Source organism: Streptomyces sp. NPDC005899 (genome assembly GCF_040629645.1).
Classification (GTDB): Bacteria; Actinomycetota; Actinomycetes; order Streptomycetales; family Streptomycetaceae; genus Streptomyces.
In genome coordinates, this window is sequence record NZ_JBEXWB010000581.1 from 1 (window position 1) to 2449 (window position 2449).

The window sequence follows — 2449 nt, forward strand, 5'->3', positions numbered from 1 at the left end:
GCCTGCCGCTCCGACGCGGCCCCCGCACGCCGGGCCGTCCGGCGAGCGGGCCCGCCGTCCGTCACTCCCGCAGGGCCCTCTCCACCGCCCTGGCCAGGTCCGCCGCCGTGCCCGGAGCCAGCGACTCGCCCGCCCGGTCCGTGACGTAGAAGGCGTCCACCGCGTTCGCCCCGAGCGTCGAGACGTGGGCGCTGCGCACCCGCACCCCGCTCTGCTCCAGTGCCCTGCCGATCCGGTGCAGCAGGCCCGGGGCGTCCTGGGCGCGCACCTCGATCACCGTGGCGAGCCGTGAGCCCGCCGGCGCGACGGTGACCCGGGGAGGCGGGGCCTTCACCCCGCGCCGCCGCGGGTAGGCGGCCTCGCGTTCGGCCAGCCGGGCCCGGATGTCGAGGGAGCCGTCCAGGGCGCGCACGAGGTCGGAGCGGAGCCGGGATGCCTGCGGAAGGGACCCGTACTCGGCCGCGACCCGCCAGCTGAGGACCAGCACACCCGCCGTCCCGCCCAGCTCGGTCGGGAGTTCGACGGCGCGCAGGTCGGCCGCCCTGACGGTGAGCCGGTGCAGGGCCAGCACACCGGCCGCGGCGGGGAGCACCCCCGGGCGGTCGGGCAGGGCGATGAAAAGTTCCACGCCGACGGGTTCCGGTTCACCGGCCTCGGAGACCTTCTCCGGCTGGGTGTGCAGGGCGAGGACGGGTTCGCCGGTGCGCAGGGCCTCGATCGCCAGGCGCTCCTGTTCGGCGCTGGGGGCGAGCGGCTCCGGTTCGGCGGGTTCCTCCCCGGCCAGCAGGGCGGCCACCCGCCTGACGAGATCGGCGACCAGGGAGGCGCGCCAGGAGCTCCAGGCGGCGGGGCCGGTGGCCAGCGCGTCGGCCTCGGTGAGGGCGTGCAGCAGCTCCAGGGTGGAGGCGCTGCCCACGGCGGTGGCGACGGAGCGCACGGTGGCGGGGTCGTCGAGGTCGCGCCGGGTGGCCGTCTCGACGAGGAGCAGGTGGTGGCGCACGAGGGTGGCCACCACGCCCACGTCCTGCTTGTCGAAGCCGATGCGGGCGGCCATGTCCCGGGCGATGACCTCTCCGGCGACGGAGTGGTCCCCCGGCCAGCCCTTGCCGATGTCGTGGAGCAGGGCCGCGACCAGGAGGAGGTCGGGGCGGCCGACCCGGCGGGTGAGGGAGGAGGCCCGGACGGCCGTCTCGACGAGGTGGCGGTCCACGGTCCAGGTGTGGACGGGGTTGTGCTGCGGGCGGCAGTGGACCCGCTCCCAGTCGGGCAGCAGGCGGGTGACGATGCCCTCCGCCTCCAGGGCCTCCCAGACGCCGACCGTGGCCTCCCCCGCGCCGAGCAGGGTGACGAGCTCCTCGCGGGCCTCGGCCGGCCAGGGCACGGGGAGCGGCCGGGCCGCGGTCCTGAGGTGGCGTACGAGGTGCCGGGAGAGCGGCAGGCCCGATTCGGCGGCGGCCGCGGCGGCCCGCAGGGTCAGGACCGGGTCCTTCTCGGGGCGCGCGGTGCGGGCGAGGACGACCTCGCCGTCGGCCTCGACGACGCCTTCGGCGAGCGGGGTGCGCTCCGGAGCCGTCCTGGAGCCGCCGCCGAGCAGCGCCCGGAGCCTGGGCCGTGCGGAGCGGGCGCGGAGTACGCGGTTGACCTCGCGCCAGGTGACGTCGGTGGCGTAGGAGACGGTCCGGGCGGCTTCGTACACCTGGCGCAGGAGGGCGTCCGAGTCGAGGAGCCCGAGCGCCCGGGCGACCTGTTCCTGTTCCTGGAGGGCGAGGCGGTCGGTGGCCCGGCCGGTCGCCAGGTGGAGGGCGTCGCGGACGTCCAGGAGGGTGCGGCGGGCCTCGGTGAGGCCTTCGCGAGGGGCGTCGGCGACCCAGGAGGCGGCGACGGCTCGCAGGGCCGTGGCGTCCCGGAGGCCGCCGCGGGACTCCTTGAGGTCGGGCTCCAGCAGGAACTGGAGCTCGCCCGTGCGCTCGGCCCGTTCGCGGCAGAGCTCGTCCAAGGCGGGAAGGCGTGCGGGGGCCTGGTTGCGCCAGTCGGCCAGGACCGCGGTGCGCAGTCCGCTGACGAGGCCGAGGTCGCCGGCGACGGGCCGGGCGTCCAGGAGGCCGAGGTGGGCCTTGAGGTCCTCCCGCGCGGTCGCCCGTGCCTCGCCGGGGGTGCGTACGGAGTGGTCGAGGGCCAGGCCGAGGTCCCAGACCGGGTACCAGATGCGGTCGGCGAGTGCCGCGACGGCCGCGGCGTCGGCGCTGCCGTCGTGCAGGAGCACGAGGTCGAGGTCGCTGCGCGGGGAGAGCTCGCCGCGCCCGTACCCGCCGACGGCGACGAGGGCGGCGCCCCGGACGCCGGTCGCCCCGGCTGCGGCGGAGAACAGCGCGCTCAGCCAGTCGTCGGTCAGGCGGGACAGGGCGGCACGGCGCGGCGGCCCGGGCGGCGCCGCCGGGGGGGGGAGGCG

Annotated in this window: 1 protein-coding gene; it reads right to left on the reverse strand. The window is 77.6% G+C overall.

Features of this window, described 5'->3' with window-relative positions:
* Positions 1-61: 61 nt before the first annotated feature.
* Positions 62-2449: [protein-PII] uridylyltransferase (locus tag ABZ371_RS31650; protein ID WP_358686180.1), on the reverse strand; the 2388-nt coding region annotated here is incomplete at its 5' end.